Raw genomic sequence first — 20,989 nt, 5'->3', positions numbered from 1 at the left:
GGTGTACGGAGGGGCACGTGGTGGGCGACAGAGCTGTCCCGGGCGGTGCGGACGAGGCCCGGGCACTCCGCGAGCGGCTGGCCGCGGAACTGACCGCGGCCGTGGTGCGAGCGGAGAAGCGCCTCGGGCGGGCGGTCGACCGTACGGAAATGGCACGCCGGCTGAACGTCTCGCCGAGCAGCCTGTACGCGTATCTCAACGGGACCACGCTCGCGGGCACCGTGATCTTCGGCGAGCTGCTGGACGCGCTCGGCGTGACGGGCCGGGAGGCGGGCCGGCTCGGCACCCTGCGGGACGCGGCGGAGACGGCCCGCAGGCTGCGAGCCGCACACGGCAGGGGGCGGCCTTCCGAACCCTCCGCGACGGATGCCGCGCCCGGCCCGAGGCCGCCCGTCGTACCGCGGCAACTCCCCGCCTCGTACCCGCAGTTCGTCGGCCGCGAGGCCGAGATGCGCCGCCTGGACGCGCTGCTGGCCGATGCAGCGGACGACTTGGCGCCGCCTCCTGCCGTGGTGACCACCATCGAGGGCACGGCGGGCGTCGGCAAGACCACGCTGGCCCTCCAGTGGGCGCACCGGGTGGGCGAGCACTTCCCGGACGGCCAACTCCACGTCGACCTGAGGGGGTTCGGTTCGGCCGCGCCGGTGGAGGCCGCGGAGGCGCTGCACGGCTTCCTGCTGGCGCTCGGAGTGGCCCCCGGCGCGGTCCCGGCCAGGGAGCCGGTCGCGTCCGCGCTGCTGCGCACCCTGCTCACCGGGCGCCGGCTGCTGCTCGTGCTCGACAACGCCCGCTCCGCCGACCAGGTGCGGCCGCTGCTGCCCAGCGGACCCGGCTGCCTGGCGATCGTCACCAGCCGCAACCGGCTCGACGGCCTGGTGGTGCGCGAGGGGGCGCTGCGGGTCACCCTCGACGTGCTGCCGCGCTACGCGGCCAGGACCCTGCTGGAGCGGCTGATCGGCACGGACCGGCTGGCCCGCGAGCCGCGCGCGGCCGACGAACTGGTCGAGCTGTGCGCGCGGTTGCCGCTCGCGCTGAGCGTCGCGGCGGCGCGGGCCGCGGCCGCCCCGACCGGCTCGGTGAACCTCCTGGTGACCGAGCTCCGGCAGGCCCAGGCCAGGTTGGACGTGCTCGGCCAGCCGGACGCGGACGTCGACCTGCGTACCGTCTTCCAGGGGTCCTACGCCCTCCTGCCGCCGCCTGCCGGCCGGCTCTTCCGGCTGCTGGGGTGCCACCCGGGTCCCGAGATCGACGAGTCGGCGTGCGCCGCCCTGGCCGGGACCGCGGATCCGCCGCGCCCGCTGCTCGACGCGCTCACCGGCGCGCACCTGCTGCGGCAGCGGGCACCCGGCCGCTACGCGCTGCACGACCTGCTGCGGGTCTACGCGGGCGAGCTGGCCGGCAGCGGGCCGCCCGCCGAGCGGCTGGCGGGCACGGAACGCCTGCTGCGGCACACCCTGGCCGCCGCACGTCTCGCCGACCGGCACCTGGAGCCCTGGCGGCCGCCCGCTCCCGACCCGGGCCCCGGCGGCGACGCCGGCACCGCGGCCACCGCGGGACGCGCGCCGGAGGCCAAGCTGCCGCGGATCGACGGCCACGCGGCCGCCGTGGCCTGGTTCGAGACCGAACTCGCCACCCTGCAAGCGGTGATCGCGCAGGCGGCGGCCACCGAAGGACTCGAGTCGTACGCCTGGCGGCTGGCCCGCGCGTGCGCGCTCCATCTGCGCAGGTCAGGACGGCGGTTCCAGCGGGGGCTCGTGCACGGCCTGGCGCGCGAGGCCGCGGAGCGGGCAGGCGACCGGGCCGCGTGGTGCACCGCCACCCGCCAGCTGGGGGACGCGGTGTCCCGGCTGGACCGGCCGGCCGAGGCACGGGAGTTGCTGTACTCGGCGCTGCGCGCCTGCCACGATCTCGGCGACTCGGAGGGCGTACGGGAGGTGCGGCTGTCGCTGGTGCGGGCGTACGCGTCGGCCGGCGACCACCGGCGGGCGCTGGCGCAGGCGCGGCTGGCGCTGGCCATGGGCGGGCGGAGCGGCGACCCTTGCGCCCTCGCCGACGGCCTCACGGCGGTGGCGCAGCAGCAGGAGCGCCTCGGCCGCCCCGCCGAGGCGCTGGAGAACGCCCGCGGCGCGCTGGAGTTGTACGAGCGGCTCGGGCATCTGGAGGGCGAGGCGGGCATCCTGCTCGGCATCGGCCGCTGCGAGCACGCGCTGGGGCGGTACTCCGAGGCGGTCGGCACCTACGAGCGGTCCCTTGCCCTGGACCGGGCGCTCGGCGACCGCTACCGCGAGGCCCATGCCCTCGACCACCTCGCCGACACCCATGCCGCTGCCGGCCGCCACGACGAGTCCCGTGCCCTGCGGACGCGGGCGCTCGACGTGCTGGACGGCCTCTACCACCCGGACGCGCGGCCGGTCCGCGCGAAACTGGAGACCGCCCAGGCGGCTGACGCCCCGACCCTGCCGTAGGGCCGGGTCAGGCGTCCCGCCAGCACAGGCCGTAGCCGTAGCCGACCCGCATGCCGTCGAAGTCGACGGTGACGCAGGAGTCCTGGTCGGGGCGGAGCAGGGCGGTGCCGGGGGTGCGCTGGTAGATCACGGCGGTGGGCACACCGGTGAGCCGCCAGACCGCGCGCGGCGGCCGGGCGGGGTCGAACCGGACGCGCAGGCCGAACCGCTCGCTGCGGGTGAGCGGCACATGGACGAAGTGCGGCGCCATCGGCTGCTTCGGCGGAATCCGCAGCCGCAGCACGTACTCGTGGCGCTCCCCCGCCCGCAGCGGCGCGGGCAGCACCAGTTCGTGCCGGAAGAAGCTCTCGTACGGCTGCTCCCCCGGGGCCAGGCGCCCGCCGCGGCGGACGCTGACGTCGAGGCCGTGCCGGGGGGCGGCGTCGGCGGAGTGGCGCGGGACGCTGAAGGCCAGCGGGATGCGGGCGAGGCCGTCGCAGGTGGCGACGACGACGCGGCGCTCGACCGCCTCGGGGGTCGGGGTGTCCAGCGTCAGCTGGGTGAGGACGGAGGCGGTGTACCAGCCGTGCGGTTCTGTCGACGCGCAACCGGGCGGGCACTGCTCGCTGTGGACACCGCCGCGCGCGGGCGGCCTGGCGTCCCACGGCGGCGGGTGGATCTCCACCGGGCCGACCGCCTGCGGGTCGAGCGCCCTGCGCACCTCGCTCCAGAAGGCCGCCCACCGCCGGCTGTCCCCGCCGCACGCGGCGACGATCGCCATGGTCACCGCGCGGCTGGGCTGTTTCCGGCCGCCCATCGCGTCGTTGAGCGTGGTCTTGCCGTAACCGGTGCGGTTCACCAGCGCCTTGTAGCTCATTCCGCTGTCGTCACGCAGTTCGCGCAGCCAGTAGGCGAAAAGCAGGGCCGGTGGTCCGTCGGGGCTGAGGGGTTTCTCGGGACGACCCATGATCGCGAACTCCGTTCCGCCGCAACGGCTTCAGGCCAAGTGTTCCACAGGCCCGCACGGGCGCCGTCGCGTTTTCCGCGGGTTTTCCGGAGATCGTCCGGTGCCGCCGGGAAATCGTTGTGCCCGTTCCCCGCCCGTTGCTAGACCGGGTTTCGGCGGCGGAAGCGGAAGAAGCGCAACCGCCGCGGGGAACCGGTGCAGCACAGGGGAGATCATGACCGTATTCCGAAGGGGTCCGAGTACGGGCCGGCTTCCTGGCAACGTCGTGCCGAGGATGGAGCGGTTCGGCCGTTTCGAGTTCGCTCCACTGGACTCGGACCTGGACGCGACCGTGGTGTGGAGTGAACTCCAGGCGCCTTTCCTCGACTTCGCGCAGGCGGAACCGGACAGGTTCACCTCGGCGCTGGTCGCCGAGGTGCTGCCGGCCGGCGGGTTCGCGCTCTACGGTGCCGCGCGCACCGTGTGGAATCTGCTGGGCTCCGACTTCTCGCACCCCGCCTACGACACGGTGCGGATGGCCGCCTTGGAGTTCTTCCGCGCCAACGGGGTGCCCAAGAACCGGCTGACCGCCAACGACTGGTCCTTCTGGCAGCGCCACCGGGGGGACGAGCCGTGGCTCGTCGGCCGGCCCAGGCCCGCGCCTGAGGCCGCAGGGATCGCCCCGCTCGCCCCGGGCGAGACACGGCCGATCGCGGTGATCACCAGCGCGCCGGACTCCAACGTGCTCTTCGTACGGGCCGCGGGCGCGGGCTTCCAGGTGATCGTGGAGGCGGCGGCGAGCGACACCGACCCCACCCGCTCGGTCTTCGAGTGGTTCGGGGCGCCGGCCCTCTACGACCTCTACGTCCGCGTCGGCGAGGCGCTCCAGGTGCCCGCCCACTGGGTGTCCGAAGAACTGGCCCCCTTCATCCCGCTCCCCGCGCCCACTGTCTGAACCGGGCACGGGACTCGCGAAAGGAGAACACCACCATGCCGAAAGGACTCAGCTGCCAGGTGTGCAGGCAGCGCATGAGCGTCAAAAGCCAGCGGCCCGAGCCCATGGGCACATGGGTCGTCTACGAATGCGGAAATCCCGCCTGCAAGAACTACATCGACAGCGGCAAGCGGTACCGCTTCAACGAAAAGGTATTCGAGCCCAAGTGATCACGCACGGCCCGGGGGGATGTCCCACCGCGGTCGGCATCGTCGCACCATGCACGCCGACACGTTTCAGATCAGGAGTGAACCAATGGCAAGGCAACCGGTGGAGATAAGCACCGCCGCCTCCATGGAGGAGGCAGCCGCCCTTTTCCAGCGCGCCATGCGCGTGAGCTGGTGGAGCGAGTTCCGCGGCGCCGGAACCGCGTTCGAGGAGCCGAGGAGCTCGGTCTTCGACCGGCTCGACGGCGACCAGCCCGACTTCGCGGTGATGGCGGTGCTCGGTGGAGGCGGCACCGACATCCAGAAGTCCGCCGTCCACATGAACATGTGGGACCGCGGCTCGCACCGGGAGATCCTGCTCGGCGTCGGGAAGAACATCGGGGCCCTGGGCCTCAAGGCGAACCGCAAGATCCGGCGGTACGTCGACGCGCTCGCGACGGTGGACAGCTCGGTCCGGTACACGGGCATCTGACCGTGCCCCCGGGACGTCACGCGGGCGCGAACGCCGCCTGCGTGACGTCCCGTTCGAGCGTGGTCCGGTGGAAGGCGTACGTCCCGATGTCGGAGATCCTGATCAGCAGGCAGAACCGGTCGACGGACTCCAGCCCCTCGGCGACCGAGGCGTACTCCCGCCGCAGGAAGTGGATCGCGGCCTGGTTCGCCAGCGAGCTCTGCCCGCAGACCAGCACCACGGGACGGCTGGACTCGGCCGGGGTGAACTTTGCCACCAGCGCGTACTCCTGGTGGTCGTGGTCGTAGCGATAGCGCTCGCCGCCGACGGCGATGGCGACCGAGTCGGGGCCGCTGCCGAAGGGGTGGATGGTCACGCCGGGCAGGTGGGCGGCGAGGTGGCCGCCGGTGCGGACGTTGGCACCGCCGAGCGGGCCGCCCACGCAGAACTCGGTTCTGGCGCCGTTGCTGCCGCGGAAGGCGCCGGACTCCAGCAGCACGTCGCAGCCGAGTTCGCCCGCGAGCATGGCGAGTTCGACGGTGGCCCGGACGTCCCCGCGCTGCGAGCTGCCAGGCGCGTTGTGCTTCTCGGCAAGCACGATCAGGCAGGTCTCGCCCGGCCGGACGCCGAAGAAGTCCGCCTTCTTGTTCACCACCCGGGTGCGCTTGCCCCGCTCCCACAGCCACACCAGCGCACCGCCGACGAGACTGGTGAGCAGGCCGATCGCGATGTTAGCCAGTACCGAGACGATGGTCGCCCCCCTCCCCCGCGGCGGTCCTCGCGGACCGCCCCCGCATCCCCCGCGAAGCCCGCGCGGCGGAATGGTTCACGCGTCTCCCCTGGTCCGCGCACACCCTACGGCCTGCGGACACCCGTGGAACAGCCGCCAGCATCGGGCCCGTTCAGCGCTGTTCCGCACTCGCGGCGGGCGGCGCCCCCTCGGGGTCGAGTACGTGCACCAGCGCGACCACCCGGTCCCGTACGGTGTCGGGCGCCGGCATCTTCCCGTCGTCGGCAGGCGGGGGCTCGTCGGGGGCGATCCGGCCGACCCGTCTGCCGATCAGCTCCAACTCCGCGGTCTTCTCGTCGACCGTCCCGACGTCCCCCGCCTCGACCGCCACGGCGAGTTCCGCGAGCAGCCCGTCCGCCACGATCCACCGCTCGGGTGCCAACCGCCATCGCCGCACGGTCCGCAGGACGGGCAGCAGTCGCTCGGTCCGCCTCCTGCCGATACGTGGCGCGGCGCCATGCGAGGGGGTCATGTCGTACTCCGGTTCTCTCGTGCGGTGGGTGCGGTGAGTGCGGTGAGTGCGATTGCGTGTCCTGGCCCTTTCCCGGCCCTCTCCCGGCCGTGTCCCGGCCGCCTTCCGGGTCATCGGCCGGTGTGGATGTACGCGGCCCAGGCGGCGGGGGCGGAAGAGTACACGGCCCGCAGCTCCCTGACGTTGGCGTTGACCGCACGGGCGGCCAGGCTCAGGTCGAGGCCGCCCCCGTAGCGTCGCAGCGCTCGGTAGAGGTCGTCGGCGAAGCGGCGCGAGACGAGGTCGGCGGCCTCCCACAGCGCCCCGACGACCTGCGGATACCCGGCGGTCTGGAAGGCCGACGTGAGGTGGATCGCCTCGTCCGGGAGCCGGTCCGTGCGCGCGGTGTGGCAGGCCAGGAGCACCGCCAGCTGGGCGTGCCGCAGCCGCAGCCGGGAGACGGCGGTCACCGCGAGCGGTCCGTCGGCGAGGTCGAGCCGGCTGCGCGACGGATCGGCGGGGTCGCTGACGCCGTGGCAGGCGAAGTGCACGGTCGCCGCCGGCGGCAGCGCGGACAGCACGGCGGCCACCGCGGCCCTGTCGCCGTCCAGGACCGTCGCCCCGCCCAGCTTGCGGGCCACCAGGGCGATCTCCTCCGTGGACGCGCCCTCGGCACCCCCCTCGCCAGTCGGCTGCCCGACGGCGAGGTAGGGACCCCCGTCCGGGCGCGGCGCGGAAGCCTGGCGGGCGTGGCGCAGCGCCCGGATGCTGGGCGTGTACGACGACGCCACCCGGTCGAGCACCGAACGCCGCTCGCCGAGGCGGCCCTTGCGCTGGTATCCGGCGGCGTGCAGCGGCAGGTGGGCCAGCGGCCCCGATGCCGACCACCACAGCCGGGGGTACTGCTGCCAGGGCGTCTCCCGCGGGACGGGTTCCGCGAGGCCCGCGGCCCGCAGCACCGGCTCTGCCACCTCGTCCCAGAGCCACTCCAGCGTGCCGAAGACCGTCTCGCGTGCCGCCGCCGCCTCGTCGCCGAAGAGGTCGTCGACCGCGACGGCGGCCAGGAAGTCCTGCGCCTTGCGGGCCACCAGGCCCTCGCTGATCCCTTCGAGCGGCACCAGGGTGATGGCTCCCGTGGTGACGACGAGCGCGTCGCAGCGCAGCCGGTCCACGTTGATCAGCACGATCGGCCCCTCGTCCGCCTCGGCGCGGATCGCCTCGGCCGTCGGCGGCAGCAGGAATCCGGTGCAGTCGGGGCGGGCCCTGATCTCGTCGAGCAGCCGCCGCCAGCGCCCGGCCGCCTCGTGCTGCTCGCGGATCCGCTGCTCGTGCCCGGCGCCCGATTCCTGCCCGTGCCCGGCGCCCGAGCCGTACACGGGCCGCGAAGGGCCCCGGTGGCCGCCCGGGTCGGCGGCGGCCTCCTCCGCGCGGCTCAGCCGCTCGGCCGCCGCCGCGAACCGCGCCGCCAGGTCCGGATCTGCGGCGGCCAGGTCGGTGAGGTCGGCGCGCGCTTCGAGGTCCTGGTTCATCAGGACGGCCCGGCCCTGCTCCAGCAGGACCGCGGCCCGGTCGACGGCGCCCATGGCGAGCGCCGCCGCGCACCCCGTGCGGCCCAGGCTGGTCCCGGCGAGCTGGTCGGGCAGCTCGCGGCGGCCCCCCGGTCCCGAAGGGGCGGGGTAGCGCCCGCCGAGCAGGGCCGACCTGAGGGCGTTCTGGCGGTCGCCGCGGTCCAGCGCCCGCGAGGTGAGCAGCGGCAGCACTTCGAGCGCGGCCTCCGCCGCGTCCGTGGCGCCCGCCCAGTCGCGGCGCTCCATCGCCGTACCCATCGCGGCCCGCGCGTTGTGGAAGCGCGCTGCCGTCGGCAGACCGGCCTCGGCCGCGCGGTCCCAGGGAAGTTCCGTCTCCTCCAGCCCGTAGCGGTCCATGCGCAGTTCCTCGTCGGACGCCTTGACCATCGCCGCCGCGCGGTCGACGTACACGCGCATCCGCGCCACCTCGGCGGCCGTCTCCGGAAACGGCGCGGCCTCCCGCGCCAGGGCGTCCGTCAGCCGGCTCGCCTCGGCCAGCAGCCTGTTCGCCTCCTGTGACGCCGCCGGGTCGCGGCGCCGGACCCCGATCTGGGCGAGCGCCATACCGCGCAGGGATGCGCACTGCACCCAGAGGTTCGAGGAGCCGGGAGCACGGTCCAGGGCCCAGCGCAGGGCGTCGCCGGCCCTGACGACGGTCGCCTCATCCTCGACGAAGGTGCCCAGGACGAGCCGCTGCTCCTCCACCGTGCAGAGCAGGCCGAGGTAGCGGGAACCCGAGGGCGACAGCGTGGCCAGCGCCTCGTCGCCCGCGTGGACCGCCTTTTCCAGGCTGTCCACGTCGCGTTCCGAGACGAATCCTGCCGACAGCACCAGCACCAGCACGTTCGCCGTCCAGCCACGCCGGCCCTCGTCGAGGCCGGGCTCCGCCAGGCGTGCCCGCAACTGCGACTCCGCGGCTTCCAGTTGGCGAGGGTCGAGCGGGGTGCCGCTCTTGCCGGTGAGCGCGCCGAGCACGGCCGCCGCCTCCGGCGGCAGCCCGGTCAGGTCCGCCGGCTGCGGCAGGCCCGCTTCCGGCGCGGGCCCCGGCGCCGGCGGCCAGGTCCACCGCACGCCCTGCGCGGGCGCGGCACCGTTGCTTCGCGGTCCCGGTACGGCTGCTCCCCCGACGCCCGCACCCCCGCCCGCGCCTCCGAAGCGCGCGCGGACGTCCTCCGGACCGGGGCCGGGGGAGGTGTAGCCGGGGCTGGGCAGCGGCGCGAAGACCTGGACCGGGGGAAGCGCCGTGGGGACCATCAGCGCGCCCAGGTGCGGACGCAACTTCCGCATCAGCCCTACGGTCTTGAACGGGAGCATCCTCATCAGCCGCGGCATCTCGGCGCAGGCGGCGCGCTTCTGGGCAATGTGCGGAAGCATCGGATGGCCAGGACCGAGATCCCGCTCCAGGTCGGCCAGGAGCGTGCCCGCGCGGGCGATGTCGTCGCGCGAGCCGGTGACGAAGGCCCGCGCGGCCAGCGCCGACGCCATGTTCACGGCATAGGTGCCGCCGTCGTCCGGCGGCCCGTCGGCCCTGAAGGCGTCCAAGTGCCCGACGACCGCGTCCATCGTCTCGCCGCGCAGGTCCCACGAGGCGGCCCCCAGCAGCGCCTGCGCCATGGCGAAGTGCGCCAGCCCGGACTCGTATCCGACGGACGTCGCGCCGTGGTCCCGCCGGTGCGCGATGGCGTCGAGCGCCGACTGCGCCGCCCGCACCCCGAGTTCTGCGGCGCTCCGGTCGTCCTGGTGGGCGCGGAACCAGACGGCGCTCACGGCCGCCGCCGTACTCGCCACCGTCCATGCCTCGACGTGGTCGACGGTGAGACCGTCGTACGCGGCGCGGCCCCGGTCCCAGGCGTCGGGGAGGGCGGCCGCGTCCCCTGATTCGAAGCGGAAGAGAGCGGCCTGCGCCAGCCGCAGCAGGAGGCTGCGGCGGGCCGCGTCGTCCGGCGGCAGCGCGTTCGCGAGCCGGACCGCCCCGTGCTCGACCGGCCGCACCGGCTCGCCGTAGCGCGGCAGCGGCTCCATCGGGTAGACCGCCGCGACCGCGACGGGGTCGTCGGCCGAACGCCCCTGGGTCTGCGCCCCCAGGTGGTGGTGGATGTCGCGGGACAGCCGGAAATCGTCGTGGCGCAGCGACAGGGTGCGCTCGGCCAGCCACAAGTCCAGTACCCAGCGCGGCCGTTGGGGGTGGTCTCGGGCGCCGGTGTCGAGCGCGGACTCCAGCAGCGCGACCGCCGCGACGGCGGCCGCCCGGCCGCCGTCGTTCCAGGACGCGCGCAACAGGCCCTGCGCGGCGGGCAGCAGCCGGTCCACCCCGCCCTCCGCAGCGGCCACCCACCGCTCCACCTCGGGTGACCAGGACGCCTCGCAGCGCGCCAGCATCCGTTCCACATCAGCTCGCGCGGTCGGCATCCGCCCAGTCTTCCCGACCCCCTCCGCCGGCGGGCCCGATCCCGGCGAAGCGGCCGCAAGTCCGGGTGTTTGCCGGAAAATCCGGGCGGCCTGGTATGCGGCAGGGGCGGGCGGCGCGCGGACTCCCGCGGACGGAATCTCCATGGCGCGAGCAGAGTCGGTGACCGAGACTGCGGAGGTGAGCGATCCGCGAAGAGTCCCGCCGAGCGGCCCTTCTGCATGCCCCCCGGCCGGCTCGACCTCCCGCGTCGAGGAACTGGTCAGGCGGCTGGACTGCGAGGCCGAAGTGTCCTACGAAGCCCGTGCGGAGCTGGTCGGGATCGGGGCGGAAGCCGTCCCCGCGATCATCGAAGGGCTGGACTCCCTCGGAGTCTTCGGTCAGTTGACCGCCATCGAGGTCTTCGACGAGGTCGCGGACCCGCGGTGCGGTCCCGCCCTGATCGGCCTGCTGGACAGCGACAATCCCGACGTCCGCGAGTGGTCGGCCCACACCCTGGGCGTCCTGGGCATCGGCGGCGCCGTCGAACCGCTGCGCCGCGCCCACCGTGCCTGCCAGGCGCGGGGGGACGCCCCGGATCTGGGCGAGCCGATCGCCATCCGCGGGGCCCTGACCAGCCTCGGCGCCCGTATCCCCGTCGTGCCCCCGCTCACCGCCCGCCTGCGGATCCCAGCGGGTGCCGTCGGCAGGATCGGCCCCTGCTGGCCTGCGGCACGGTACACCGAGGTCGTCAACGACCTCGCCGACCACGGCCAGTTGATCCTCTACGCGCAGTTCTGGCAGCAGACGCGCGAGCGGACGATCCGGGTCCCGGGCCCGGACTCCGACCGGTGGCCCGACTGGACGGCGCCCTGGAACGACCTGGTCGAGGAAGCCCGCACCTGGTCCCTGCTGGAGGCCCTGGACGCGCCCACGGGCGGCGACGTCCTCGTCTCGCCCGAGTGGATCGACAGCGCGGACCTCCGCCCCTGAAGCCGCCGCCGGACGATCGGCGTCGTCTCCGGGCGACCGGGTCCGACGCGACATACCCGACAGCCGCGCACTGCCCGGCGGCATCATGGGGATCCGACCGTGAAGGAGCGCCCATCATGAGACTCGTCCGCGACCCCGTCTTCGGCGAAGTGGACATCACGGCCTCGGCGGACGAGCTGACCCGCCTGGCAGGTGCCGTCGCCGACGGCGAGGGGCTGCTCAGCGCCTCGGACAATCCCGAGGGCGATGTCCTGGCAGGGCTCGAGGTGAGGAAGTCCTCCGGCCCCGGGGTGCTCGTCCGCCTCGATCCCGAGCGGCGCATCCTGGTGATCAGCGGCGACAGCGCCGGCAGGGCGGTGCTCGCCGGCAATCTGCGCGATGTGGCGTCCGCGGAGGAGGGACTCCACCTCCACATCGACTACTTCCCCGGGCACTACTACCTTGCCGAAGGCTCGGAATCGCTGGTGGTCAGCAGCCCGCACGGCGGCATGCCCGGCCGCTGAGCCGATCCTGCCGTTCTGCCGAACCCCGGCCGCGCAGCTTCGCGGTCGCCGCGCTAGCCGGCCGCGTAGGCCTTCAGCAGGAACAGCCAGATCTCGCTGACGGTGGGGAAGCAGGCGACGGCGTGCCGGAGGCGCTTGAGGGGGACCTCGCCCGCGACGGCGACCGTGGCGGAGTGCAGCAGTTCGCTGACGCCGGGGCCGACGAAGGTCACGCCGAGGATGACCTCGCGGTCGAGGTCGACGACCATACGGGCCCGGCCCTGGTAGCCGTCCGCGAACAGGTTGGCGCCCTGGACCGTGGCGAAGTCGACGTCGACCACCTTGGTCCTGTGGCCGGCCGCGGTCGCCTGCTCGGCGGACAGGCCGACCGCCGCGGCCTCGGGGTCGGTGAAGAAGACCTGCGGCACCGCGTGCTGGTCGGCGGTGGTGGCGTGGTCGCCCCAGGGCCCGTCGTCCAGCGGCCGCCCCTTGGCCCGGGCGCCGATGGCGTCGCCCGCCGTGCGGCCCTGGTACTTGCCCTGGTGGGTGAGCAGCGCGCGGTGGTTGACGTCGCCGAGGGCGTAGAGCCAGTCGCCCTCGACGCCCTCGACCAGGCAGGTCGCGTCGACGTCGAGCCACGACCCGGGGGTCAGCCCCACGGTGTCCAGGCCGATGTCGCCGGTGTGCGGCGTCCGCCCGGTGGCGAACATGACCTCGTCGGCCTCCAGTTCGGTCCCGTCGTCCAGGCTCAGCGTCACCGGGCCTGCCGGGTCGGGCCGGCTCAGTCCCGTCACCGAGACGCCGATGCGTACGTCGGCGCCGGCTTCCGTGAGCCCCTGGGCGACCATGTCGCCGACGAAGGGCTCCATGCGGGCCAGCAGCGGGCCGCGGGCCAGGACGGTGACCTGGGCGCCGAGCCGCTGCCACAGCGTCGCCATCTCCACGCCCACTCCGCCGCCGCCGACGATGGCGAGCCGGTCGGGCACCCGGCTGGAGTCGGTGCCCTTGCGGTTGGTCCAGGGGCGGGCCTCCGCCAGCCCCGGCACGTCGGGCAGGACCGGCCCGCTGCCGGTGGCGACGGCGACCGCGTGCCGTGCGGTCAGGACGCGGATCGCACCGTCGGCCGAGGTGACGGCCACCCGGCGGGGCCCGTCGAGCCTGGCGTGCCCGCGGTGGAGGTCGGCGCCGATGGACTTCACCCAGGCGGCCTGGCCCGAGTCGTCCCAGTCGGTGACGTAATGGTCACGGCGGGCGAAGACCCGGGCGGTGTCGATCTCCCCGGTGACGGCCTGCCGGGCACCGTCCACCCGGCGGACGTCCGCGACGGCGATCACCGGCCGCAGCAGGGCCTTGCTCGGCACGCACGCCCAGTACGAGCACTCACCGCCCACGAGCTCGCGTTCGGTCACGGCGACGGTCAGCCCGGCCGCCCGCGCCTGCTCCGCGACGTTCTGCCCGACGGGACCCGCCCCGAGCACGATCACGTCATAGGTGTCGTCCGGGTTGTTCTCCGATGAAGCGTTCATGCTTCCAGGGTTCCTCGCCGCCGCCCGATCGGCGACCGAAGCCCCGCCGCTGACAGCAGGCGGATCGCCTGCCTTCCTCTGACCTGCGACGGTCCGCGGCAGCGGGCAGCGGCAGCGGGCAGCGGCAGCGGTCCGCGGCAGCGGGCAGCGGCAGCAGGCAGCGGCAGCAGGCAGCGGCAGCAGGCAGCGGCAGCAGGCAGCGGCAGCGGGCAGCGGCAGCGGGCAGCGGCAGCAGGCAGCGGCAGCAGGCAGCGGCAGCAGGCAGCGGCAGCAGGCAGCGGCAGCAGGCAGCGGCAGCAGGCAGCGGCAGCAGGCAGCAGGCAGCAGGCAGCAGGCAGCAGGCAGCAGGCAGCGAACGAGCGTGACAGGGGCGACACTCGCGCGGCCCTGCGACGGCTGCCCGCCGGCCACCGGGACCGCCGAGCCGCTACCAGATCCCCGGCCCCCGCGGCGAGCGGCCAGCGGCGAGCGGCCACTCGCCGCGACCTGAGCCGGCCGGCGGCCGGCGCCGGCCCGAAAGAAATACGCTCCGTCGGTCGGCGGGCCGATTGCCCCGCCCGCCCTACGCCGGACGGCGGCGATCCCGCACCAGGACGGATATCCGCTCGGCGGCAGCGGCGGCGGCCTCGTGCTCCCAGACCCGCACGGACGCCCAACCCGCCTCTGCGAGACGGGAGTCGGTGTCACGGTCACGCGCGCGGTTCTTCTCGATCTTCTCGCGCCAGAAGTCGGCGTTGTTCCTCGGCCATGTCGAGTGCTCGGGGCAGCCGTGCCAGAAGCAGCCGTCGACGAAGACCGCGACACGGGCGGGCCCGAAAAGGATGTCCGCCTCGCGGCGCACGCCCTTGAGCGGCCTGCGGTGGACCCGGTAGCGGAGCCCTGCGGCATGCAGCGACCTGCGGAGGGCCATCTCGATGTCCGTGTCGCGGCTGCGCTGCCTGCTCATCCGGGCACGGATCGTCGGAGTGGTCTCCAGGGGGGCCATGAGCCCCATTCTGCCGCGCACGCCGCAGTGGGTTCCCGCCGAGCGGGTGAGCCCGGAGGAGCAGGCGCTCCGAGGCCCGGCGCGGGCGGGCGGTAGGTGTCGCGAAGCGACTGAATATCCGGGTAGGAGTGGATATGGTTGTCGGATGATGGGGGACTTACTCGAAGCGTTGCCCAGGGGAGACACCCGGCTGCTGCGTGAGTGGTTGGCGGCCCGCGGTGTGGAGCCGGAAAAGCTGTGGTGCCTGCCGCGGTGGAATGCGGAGGACGAGTCGGCCGGGGCGCCCTCGATGCGGCGGCGGGTCAGCCGGAGGGAACAGGCCGCCGACGAGCTGGCCGTCCAGGTGCCGAAGGTCACGGGCACCCCCGGCGGCGTCCCCTGCCTGCTGCTCTACCTGCGCTACGAGGTCGCCGAGGCCTGGGAGGTCTCCTACCACTTCGGCTTGCTGTGGGACACGCTGGGCGCGGCGGTCGACCACTTCGCCGCCCATCCGATGGCGGCGGATGACGACGAGGGGATCGCGGTGGCGTCGGCCCTGGCGCTGATCGAGAGCCTGGACGCGGAGATCCGCGCGGAGAACGCGCTGGCGTGCTCGGTGCCCGGCGCACTGGCACTGGCCGCCACCGCGGCCGCGGACAAGGCGGCCCTTGCGGCGGACCTGGCGGCACGGGTCGAACCGGCGATGCCGTGGTTCACCGCGTACGTCGTCGGGCTGGCCAGGGCGCGCGAGACCTACAACAGGGCGCTCGCCACCGCCGCCGGCGCCCTGGCGGACTTCCTCGACTCGGGCACTTCGCTGGCCCCGGCCATCGCCGCCCTGTCCGCTGCCGAGGAGCTGCTCGGGGGCGACCTGCGTGCGCGCAGCTGCCTCCAGGCCCACAGGTTCAGCCTGACCGCCCTGGCCGACGCCGGGACCCGGGGGTGGCTGCGAGTGGACCGCGGGAGGATCGCCTACCTCTACCCGTTCGCGATCCGGGGGAAGACGGCCTCCGACGTGGTGCTGACCGCGGCGCAGCAGGCGAAGGACTGGCTGCTGGGCGGCGCCCGGCCGGTGGAGGTGCACCAGTCCCTCAACCTCGACGACGTCTGGGACGGCTCCGACTCGCTGGGCCGCCGCTACGACGGCACCCACATCGGGCTGCCGGACGCGGTCATACGGCTCGACGGCGAGCGGATCCAGTCGGTCCGCGCGCAGTTGCGGCTGTCCGTCCTGGGCAACCACTGCGTGCGGTTCGAGGCGGATCTCGCCGGAGCCTCACCCGCCGACATCTACGCCATGACCCTGCGCGCCGCGCCGGAATCCGGCACCACGGAGATCGCGTTCGACGGCGTGGCGGCGGGCACCGCGGGGGCGGACCGCTGCCCGACCCGGCTGTCGGATCTGGCGGTCCGGCTCACGCAGGACCTGGGCGAGCGGCTGGGGGGAGCCGAGGCGGGAGTGCACGTGATCACCCGCCCGGGGATGTTCCGCCTGGTGATCTCGGTGAATGCCGCGTCCCAGGTGCGCCGTTCCGGGGGGCGTACCGAGGTGCGGGAGATCCGGGCCGCGCACGACCTCGCGAATCTCGTCGGCGGCCCGATACTGACCAATCCGGTCACCTTCCTGGTGGGCTCGATGGCGGAGTGGATCCGGTACGCGCCCGAGCACGGCCTGGCAAGGGACGCGCGCGTGCTCGCCGAGGAATGGCTGGTGTGCACGAGCAACACCACGCTGATAGCCGGGCTCGGGCTGCCCCTGTGGGGCACCGGCACCCGGGAGACGGTGGCGGAGTTCGTCGCTTCCCTCGAAGGCCTCCTCGCCGGCTGGTCGAGCGAACTCGCCGGGCACTACCAGAGCGTCAAGCGGCTCCAGGAACGCCTGCCCGGCCCGGAGGAGGCCCGCAGGACGACCGTCCAGGCCATGCGCGAGCTGGCCGACGACCTGGAGCGGGAGAAGATCCGGCTGCGTGACTTCGCGATCGAGACCAGGTCCGCGGTCGGCCTGATCCGCTCACCGTCGCTGGTCGCTTCGCCGGTTGCGGCCTCGATGCTGGCACTCCTCCTGGAGTGGTCCGACTTCGCGCGGCGGATCAGGGACCTGGAGGTGACCGTCGAGGAGGTTCTCGACGAGCGGCTGGCGCTGAGCATCGAGAAACTCGCCCGCCAACTCCAGGAGCAGGAGAGCGCGGTGGAGGCACGCAACGGGCAGCGCCAGCGGGCCAAACTGGACACGCTCCTCGCCGTGATCGCCGCCATCGGCCTGTCCGGGCTCGGCCAGATCCTCCAGGGCGGCTACGGCTTCGGAGAGCAGGGCTCGCTGGTCACCATCTCGGCCATCGTGGTCCTGTCCGTGATCATCGGCGGCTTCTTCTGGTGGTCGGCCGGCGGGCACCAGGGGGGCCGCCCGGGCGGCACGCGCTGAGGCCCTGCCGTCGGCGGCTGTTCGCATCCAGGTCACCCGCGCCTCCCCGCAGATGACACCGCCTCAGGCGTAGCATCGGGGCATGGCTGGTCAGGCGGCGTGGTGACGATGACGATCCGCGTCGTCCATGTGCGGGACAACGGTCCGCTCCTTGAGTCGCTCTACACGGATGTCCTCTCCCCGTCCTTCCCACCGGACGAGCTGGAGACCGCCGAGTGGTTGCGGTCGGGCGTGGCGGACGGCACCCTGCTCGTCGCGGCCGCGGTCGACCAGGGCGGGTCGGCCGTCGGGGCGGCGATCGGCCAGTGGTCCCCCGGGGCGCGTACCCTCCTGCTGGTCTACCTCGCGGTGCTGCCCGGCAGCCGGAGCGGGGGAACGGGCGGGCTCCTGCTCGGCGAGGTCACCGGCACCTGGCAGCAGCGCCTCCGGCCCCGCGCGACCTTCGCCGAGATCGAGCACCCCCTCGCCAACTCGGCCAGCACGGCCCACGGCGACCCCGCCGCCCGGCTGCGCTTCTACGCGCGGCACGGTGCCAGGGCGCTGGACATCCCCTACTTCCAGCCCTCGCTGCGCCCCGGCTCGGCGCGCGTGTACGGGATGCTGCTGACCGTCCTCTTCCTTGCGCCGGAGTGCGCGGGGGCCGGCGCAGGGACCGTCGCACCGGATGTCGTACGCGCGTTCCTCGACGAGAGCTACCAGGAGGCCGCCCCCGGCGACGACCCCGCTTCCCTCGCGCTGCGGCACGCGCTGGACCGCCCGGAGGGCGTCCCGCTGCTGCCGCTGACCGAGCCGGGCGCGCTGCCGATCTCCCGGCCGGGGTGAGCGGGTCCGCATGTCGGAGGGTGACGCTTCTTCCGCCACCCTGCCGTCGGCCGCGCTCAGGGGCGACGGCAACCGGCGAAGCCGGTCCTCACGCACTCCCCGCGGTCGCCGCGTCGGCCAGGCGGGCGCGGATGGAGGCGAGGGTGGTCTCCCCGTCGGCCTGGTCCACGCCGAGGCGGCCGAGGATTTCCAGGGCGTGTTGCCAGTGCGTGCGGGCCTGGTCGTGCCGGCCCAGGGCCTCATGGGCATGAGCGAGGCCGTCGTGGGCGCGTGCCTGGTCCTCAGGGTGGTCGAGTTCGATGGCGAGTGCGAGAGCCCGCTCGTGGTGGGTGAGGGCGACGTCCGGGTGGCCGATGGCCTGCTCCAGTCGACCCAGGCCCTGCCACGCTTCGAACTGCCAGTTGCGGGCGCCGCTTTCGTGGGCGATGTCGTGCAACCTCTGGTACAGCTCTGCGGTCTGCTCGTACCGGCCCTGCGCGAGGTTCACGTGGCCGAGGCCGACCAACGCGTTCAACTCGCCGCTGATATGCCCGGTCTTACGGCCGAGCCGCAGGGCCTTCTCGTAGCAGTCGGTGGCCTTCTCGTACCGGCCCTGCGCGACGTGGATATGGCCGAGGCCGACCAGCGCGTTCAACTCGCCGCTGATGTGCCCGGTCTTACGGCCGAGCGGCAGAGCCCGCTCGTAGCAGTCGGTGGCCCGGTCGTACCGGCCCAACAGGCGATGGATATGGCCGAGTCCCGCCAAAGCGTCCAGTTCGGCCGCGTGGTTGCCGGTGGCGCGGGCGAGTCGCAGGGCCTGCTCGTAGTGGTCCGTGGCCTGCTCGTACCGGCCCTGCGCGAGGTGGAGGAGGCCGAGGCCGACCAGCGCGGTCGGCTCACTGATCCGGTTGCCGGTGGCGCGGGCCAGCCGCAGGGCCTGCTGGTGGCGGTCGCCGGCCTGGTCGTAGCGGCCCAGATGCCAGTAGATCTTGCCGAGGCCCGCCAGGGCACCCAGTTCGGCTCCGCGATGGCCGGTCGCACGGGCGGTGGCCAACGCCCGCTCGTGGAGCGCCTCGGCGTCGTGGTAGCGACCGCGGGTGTAAAGGTGCCGGGACACGATGGTGGCCAGCTGCAACAGGTACTCCGGCCTGTCGTGTTCTGCGGCGTACCTCGCGGCGGCCAGCAGGGTGTGCCACTCGTCGTCCAACCAGCTCAGTGCCGCCGCCGGATCAGGCAGGTGAGGGCAGGGGGTGTGCGCGGCGGGGACCTGCGGACGCTGTCCACGGTCGTACGGATGAGCGGCGTCCATGGCCACCGCCGCGGTGTGCCGGTAATAGTCGAGCAGCCTGTCCAGCGCCCTGCGCGCGTCGGCCTCGTCCTCGTCCTCGGTCGCGGTGCGGACCGCGTGCGCACGGGCCAGGTCGTGGAAACGGTAACGGCCCGGGACGGGCTCCTGCAGCAGATGGGCCTCCAGCAGTTGTTCCAGCGTCCGGCCCGTTTCCTGTACACCGGCGTCCAGCAGCGCGGCCGCCGCGTACCGGTCGACGTCAGGACCGAGGTGCAGGCCCAGCCGCCGGTAGGCGCGCCGCAGGTCGGTACTGAGGTCCTGGTAGGACAGGTCGAGCGTGGCGGTGACGCTTCGCTGCCCGGCCGTCAGCTCGACGAGCAGGTGCTGCCGGTCGCGGAGCCGCCCCACCAGGTGCTCCAGATCCCAGGTGGGGTGCGACCGCAGCCGGGCGGCGGCGATCCAGATCGCCAGCGGCAGGCGGCCGCACAGCTCGACCAATTCGGCTGCCAGATCCGGTCGTTGGCCGGTCAGCCGGTGCTCACCGGCGGCCTGGCGCAGCAGCGCGACGGCGTCGGACGGCGGCAGGACGTCAAGCGACAGGGTCTGGGCGTGGTCGAGACCGGACAGCCGGCGCCGGCTGGTGATCAGTACGAGGCAGCCGGAAGCCCCGGGCAGCAGCGGCGTCACCTGGGCCTCGGTGACGGCGTTGTCCAGCACGATCAGTAGGCGCTGGTCGGCCAGCAGGCTGCGGTACAGCCCGGCACGCTGGTCGACGTCGGCCGGGATCCGCTCGTCCGCAACCCCGAGCGAGCGAAGCATCCAGCCCAGCGCCTCGCCCGGCTCGACCGGCACCACCCCGTCGGTGTACCCGTGCAGGTCGATGAACAACTGCCCGTCGGGATACCGGTGGGCCATCCGGTGCGCCGCCTGCACGGCCAGCGCGGTCTTGCCCACGCCTGCCATGCCGTCGATCGCGGTGATGACCACCGTGGACGTGTCGTGCAGGCTGCCCAGGTCGGCCAGCTCCTCCATCCGACCGGTCAACAGCCGGGGCGGCGCCGGCAGTTGCCTCGGCACGGGGTACGCGGGTCCGGGCGGGTCGGGCGCGGTCCGGCCATCGGCCGGGTGGGCGCCGGCGGCGGTGATCTCCTGCCGCAGCACCCTGCCTTGAGCCGCGGCCAGTTCCGCGCCGGGGTCTATGCCCAGGTCGTCGGCCAGCCGCCGCCGGATGCTGTCATACGCCGTCAGCGCGTCGGCTTGCAGGCCTGCGCCGGCCAGCGCCGTGATCAGCCGGGCATGCAGGGGTTCATGCAGCGGATGCGCGGCGGCCAGCGCCCGCAGCAGGGGAAGTGCCCGCCCGTACCCGCCCGACAGCGCGGCGAGGTCGGCGTACCGCAGCGCGACCGCCACCTGCTCATCCACCAGCGCGGTGGCCAGTGGGTGCGCAGACATCTCGGGCACATCGGCCAGCGGAGCGCCGCGCCACAGCCCCAACGCCCGCTCCAGCAGCACCAGTGCGTCCGGTGTCTCAGCCCGGCGCGCCGCACCGACCAGCCCGCGGAACTCGCCCACATCCGACTGCTGCTCGGACAGCGCCAGCCGGTAGCCGCCCGCGCCCAGGTTCAGTACGGCGCCGGGAGCCCGACCCGACCTCGCCGGATCGAGGGCCGAGCGCAAGCGTGACACGTAGGTCTGAAGGAGTTGGTGGGCATCGGGGGGCGGGTGGTCACCCCACAGCAGGTCGACGAGTTCGTGCACCGGCACCGTGGCGTTGGCGCTCAACGCCAGCCGGGCCAGGACCAGGCGACGCCCGCCGCGCCCCGGTGCGACCTCAGTCGTTCCGCGACGCAGCGTCAGCGGCCCGAGCAGTCCGACCCGCACCATGCCCTGCTGCTCGGCGGCCTCCGCGTGCTCCCGTACCGCCTCCTCCGCGACGGCGGCATGACGCAGCGCGGCCGCTTCGGGCCCGTCGAGCCCGAGCGCCGTGGCCAACGCCCGCACCGAGGGCGGCTGGGGCTGCCGGGTGCGGCCCTGCTCCAGGTCACGCACGGTGGTCACGCCGAGTCCTGCCCGCTCGGCCAGCTCCCGCTGGCTGAGCCCGACTCGCCGCCGGTGCCCGCGCAATTGCGCCCCGAACGACATCAACCCTTCGTTCGCCATCACGCCCCCCTCGTCGCCAAGCGACGGCTCAGGATACCGGCCTGCTACCGGCAGCGGCCCGGGTCACGTCCGCTGGAGTGGTGTATCGACGGCCACTCGGTGATCTTGTTGCGAGGCTATGCGGTGAGTTCGGTGGGCAGGGCGGTTTCGTCGGTG

15 protein-coding genes are annotated in these 20,989 nt (G+C 74.0%); 8 read left to right on the top strand and 7 right to left on the bottom strand.

Features of this window, described 5'->3' with window-relative positions; translation table 11 throughout:
* Nucleotides 1-20: 20 nt before the first annotated feature.
* A complete protein-coding gene (locus ACGFMP_RS22655; protein ID WP_393674688.1) occupies nucleotides 21-2,465 on the top strand; it encodes a tetratricopeptide repeat protein in 2,445 nt (814 codons plus the stop codon).
* A 7-nt stretch (nucleotides 2,466-2,472) separates the two neighbouring features.
* Here ACGFMP_RS22655 and ACGFMP_RS22650 read toward each other — a convergent pair whose 3' ends face one another.
* Nucleotides 2,473-3,411: a helix-turn-helix domain-containing protein gene (locus ACGFMP_RS22650; protein ID WP_393674686.1), complete on the bottom strand. Its 939-nt coding sequence runs from the start codon at nucleotides 3,409-3,411 to the stop codon at nucleotides 2,473-2,475.
* A 214-nt stretch (nucleotides 3,412-3,625) separates the two neighbouring features.
* On the opposite strand from ACGFMP_RS22650, the gene ACGFMP_RS22645 reads away from it, so the two are divergent.
* The 3 genes from ACGFMP_RS22645 to ACGFMP_RS22635 all read left to right on the top strand — a co-directional run bounded on the left by ACGFMP_RS22645 (nucleotide 3,626) and on the right by ACGFMP_RS22635 (nucleotide 5,023).
* Complete coding sequence (locus ACGFMP_RS22645; protein WP_393674684.1) at nucleotides 3,626-4,345, top strand: hypothetical protein; 720 nt, start codon at nucleotides 3,626-3,628, stop codon at nucleotides 4,343-4,345.
* 35 nt (nucleotides 4,346-4,380) lie between these two features.
* Nucleotides 4,381-4,554 (top strand): hypothetical protein, encoded by a 174-nt coding sequence (locus ACGFMP_RS22640; RefSeq protein ID WP_393674682.1) that lies wholly within the window; start codon nucleotides 4,381-4,383, stop codon nucleotides 4,552-4,554.
* An 85-nt stretch (nucleotides 4,555-4,639) separates the two neighbouring features.
* Nucleotides 4,640-5,023, top strand: coding sequence for a hypothetical protein (locus ACGFMP_RS22635; RefSeq protein WP_393674680.1), 384 nt, complete (start codon nucleotides 4,640-4,642; stop codon nucleotides 5,021-5,023).
* 16 nt (nucleotides 5,024-5,039) lie between these two features.
* Here the strand turns inward: ACGFMP_RS22635 and ACGFMP_RS22630 are convergent, their stop codons facing one another.
* The 3 genes from ACGFMP_RS22630 to ACGFMP_RS22620 all read right to left on the bottom strand — a co-directional run bounded on the left by ACGFMP_RS22630 (nucleotide 5,040) and on the right by ACGFMP_RS22620 (nucleotide 10,220).
* Nucleotides 5,040-5,690: a hypothetical protein gene (locus ACGFMP_RS22630; RefSeq protein WP_393674678.1), complete on the bottom strand. Its 651-nt coding sequence runs from the start codon at nucleotides 5,688-5,690 to the stop codon at nucleotides 5,040-5,042.
* 214 nt (nucleotides 5,691-5,904) lie between these two features.
* Complete coding sequence (locus ACGFMP_RS22625; RefSeq protein WP_393674676.1) at nucleotides 5,905-6,264, bottom strand: CATRA system-associated protein; 360 nt, start codon at nucleotides 6,262-6,264, stop codon at nucleotides 5,905-5,907.
* A 110-nt stretch (nucleotides 6,265-6,374) separates the two neighbouring features.
* Nucleotides 6,375-10,220, bottom strand: a complete 3,846-nt coding sequence (locus ACGFMP_RS22620) for a CHAT domain-containing protein (RefSeq protein ID WP_393674674.1) — start codon at nucleotides 10,218-10,220, stop codon at nucleotides 6,375-6,377.
* Between the two features lie 142 nt (nucleotides 10,221-10,362).
* On the opposite strand from ACGFMP_RS22620, the gene ACGFMP_RS22615 reads away from it, so the two are divergent.
* Both ACGFMP_RS22615 and ACGFMP_RS22610 read left to right on the top strand, forming a co-directional pair.
* Nucleotides 10,363-11,190: a HEAT repeat domain-containing protein gene (locus ACGFMP_RS22615; protein ID WP_393674672.1), complete on the top strand. Its 828-nt coding sequence runs from the start codon at nucleotides 10,363-10,365 to the stop codon at nucleotides 11,188-11,190.
* A gap of 116 nt (nucleotides 11,191-11,306) precedes the next feature.
* The gene (locus tag ACGFMP_RS22610) at nucleotides 11,307-11,693 is read left to right on the top strand and encodes a hypothetical protein (protein ID WP_393674670.1); all 387 of its coding nucleotides are present in this window, start codon (nucleotides 11,307-11,309) and stop codon (nucleotides 11,691-11,693) included.
* A gap of 53 nt (nucleotides 11,694-11,746) precedes the next feature.
* Here the strand turns inward: ACGFMP_RS22610 and ACGFMP_RS22605 are convergent, their stop codons facing one another.
* Nucleotides 11,747-13,198, bottom strand: a complete 1,452-nt coding sequence (locus ACGFMP_RS22605; RefSeq protein ID WP_393674668.1) for a dihydrolipoyl dehydrogenase family protein — start codon at nucleotides 13,196-13,198, stop codon at nucleotides 11,747-11,749.
* 562 nt (nucleotides 13,199-13,760) lie between these two features.
* Nucleotides 13,761-14,183 carry a very short patch repair endonuclease gene (locus ACGFMP_RS22600; RefSeq protein WP_393674666.1) on the bottom strand — a complete coding sequence of 141 codons (423 nt, stop codon included), beginning with the start codon at nucleotides 14,181-14,183 and terminating at the stop codon, nucleotides 13,761-13,763.
* A gap of 145 nt (nucleotides 14,184-14,328) precedes the next feature.
* Between ACGFMP_RS22600 and ACGFMP_RS22595 the strand changes: the two genes are divergently transcribed.
* Complete coding sequence (locus ACGFMP_RS22595; protein ID WP_393674664.1) at nucleotides 14,329-16,584, top strand: hypothetical protein; 2,256 nt, start codon at nucleotides 14,329-14,331, stop codon at nucleotides 16,582-16,584.
* Nucleotides 16,585-16,692: 108 nt separating this feature from the next.
* Nucleotides 16,693-17,406, top strand: a complete 714-nt coding sequence (locus ACGFMP_RS22590; RefSeq protein WP_393674975.1) for an N-acetyltransferase — start codon at nucleotides 16,693-16,695, stop codon at nucleotides 17,404-17,406.
* An 88-nt stretch (nucleotides 17,407-17,494) separates the two neighbouring features.
* Here ACGFMP_RS22590 and ACGFMP_RS22585 read toward each other — a convergent pair whose 3' ends face one another.
* Complete coding sequence (locus ACGFMP_RS22585) at nucleotides 17,495-20,833, bottom strand: tetratricopeptide repeat protein (RefSeq protein ID WP_393674662.1); 3,339 nt, start codon at nucleotides 20,831-20,833, stop codon at nucleotides 17,495-17,497.
* Between the last annotated feature and the right edge of the window lie 156 nt (nucleotides 20,834-20,989).

This window comes from Streptomyces sp. NPDC049040 (genome assembly GCF_043197715.1).
Lineage (GTDB): Bacteria > Actinomycetota > Actinomycetes > Streptomycetales > Streptomycetaceae > Actinacidiphila.
The sequence above is the reverse complement of the archived record's forward strand: the minus strand, read 5'-3'. Positions and strand labels throughout refer to the sequence as shown.

What these genes read in the sequence shown, in the direction of transcription:
- ACGFMP_RS22650 (WP_393674686.1), bottom strand. Translation starts at nt 3,411, where the DNA reads ATGGGTCGTCCCGAGAAACCCCTCAGCCCCGACGGACCACCGGCCCTG.
- ACGFMP_RS22645 (WP_393674684.1), top strand. Translation starts at nt 3,626, where the DNA reads ATGACCGTATTCCGAAGGGGTCCGAGTACGGGCCGGCTTCCTGGCAAC.
- ACGFMP_RS22640 (WP_393674682.1), top strand. Translation starts at nt 4,381, where the DNA reads ATGCCGAAAGGACTCAGCTGCCAGGTGTGCAGGCAGCGCATGAGCGTC.
- ACGFMP_RS22635 (WP_393674680.1), top strand. Translation starts at nt 4,640, where the DNA reads ATGGCAAGGCAACCGGTGGAGATAAGCACCGCCGCCTCCATGGAGGAG.
- ACGFMP_RS22625 (WP_393674676.1), bottom strand. Translation starts at nt 6,264, where the DNA reads ATGACCCCCTCGCATGGCGCCGCGCCACGTATCGGCAGGAGGCGGACC.
- ACGFMP_RS22620 (WP_393674674.1), bottom strand. Translation starts at nt 10,220, where the DNA reads ATGCCGACCGCGCGAGCTGATGTGGAACGGATGCTGGCGCGCTGCGAG.
- ACGFMP_RS22615 (WP_393674672.1), top strand. Translation starts at nt 10,363, where the DNA reads ATGGCGCGAGCAGAGTCGGTGACCGAGACTGCGGAGGTGAGCGATCCG.
- ACGFMP_RS22610 (WP_393674670.1), top strand. Translation starts at nt 11,307, where the DNA reads ATGAGACTCGTCCGCGACCCCGTCTTCGGCGAAGTGGACATCACGGCC.
- ACGFMP_RS22605 (WP_393674668.1), bottom strand. Translation starts at nt 13,198, where the DNA reads ATGAACGCTTCATCGGAGAACAACCCGGACGACACCTATGACGTGATC.
- ACGFMP_RS22600 (WP_393674666.1), bottom strand. Translation starts at nt 14,183, where the DNA reads ATGGCCCCCCTGGAGACCACTCCGACGATCCGTGCCCGGATGAGCAGG.
- ACGFMP_RS22595 (WP_393674664.1), top strand. Translation starts at nt 14,329, where the DNA reads ATGATGGGGGACTTACTCGAAGCGTTGCCCAGGGGAGACACCCGGCTG.
- ACGFMP_RS22590 (WP_393674975.1), top strand. Translation starts at nt 16,693, where the DNA reads ATGACGATCCGCGTCGTCCATGTGCGGGACAACGGTCCGCTCCTTGAG.
- ACGFMP_RS22585 (WP_393674662.1), bottom strand. Translation starts at nt 20,833, where the DNA reads ATGGCGAACGAAGGGTTGATGTCGTTCGGGGCGCAATTGCGCGGGCAC.